This window comes from Geobacillus sp. ZGt-1, from assembly GCF_001026865.1.
Lineage (GTDB): Bacteria > Bacillota > Bacilli > Bacillales > Anoxybacillaceae > Geobacillus > Geobacillus thermoleovorans.
The window spans coordinates 1,640-1,903 of the sequence record NZ_LDPD01000025.1 but is presented as its reverse complement, the minus strand read 5'-3'; the positions used below and the strand labels follow the sequence as shown (position 1 = coordinate 1,903).

Here is a 264-nt window from a genome sequence, read left to right as displayed (position 1 = left end):
AGGAAGTGTGATCCAGTTTCACGACTTTGGCATTGACATTCAAACGTATACGGATCGTGGGAAAGGGAACGATTTTCCTGACGTGAGACAATGCCCCCACTGTCCGTCCCGCCGCCCCTTGCATCGTCACGGATACTACCAACGCTATGCGTTGACGGCAGAGGGGGAGTATCACCTTTGGATCGCACGATATCGCTGTCAAGAGTGTCGCAAAACCGTGAGTGTGCTGCCTTCTTTCCTCCTCCCGTATGTTCAATATACACG

The 264-nt window shown here is 52.3% G+C and carries 1 protein-coding gene; it reads left to right on the top strand.

All coding sequences use genetic code 11. The features are described 5' to 3' along the window. Nucleotides 1-7 precede the first annotated feature (7 nt). Nucleotides 8-264, top strand: a 257-nt coding sequence (locus tag VU18_RS20415; protein ID WP_236687409.1) for a DUF6431 domain-containing protein, incomplete at its 3' end; no start/stop codon positions are given.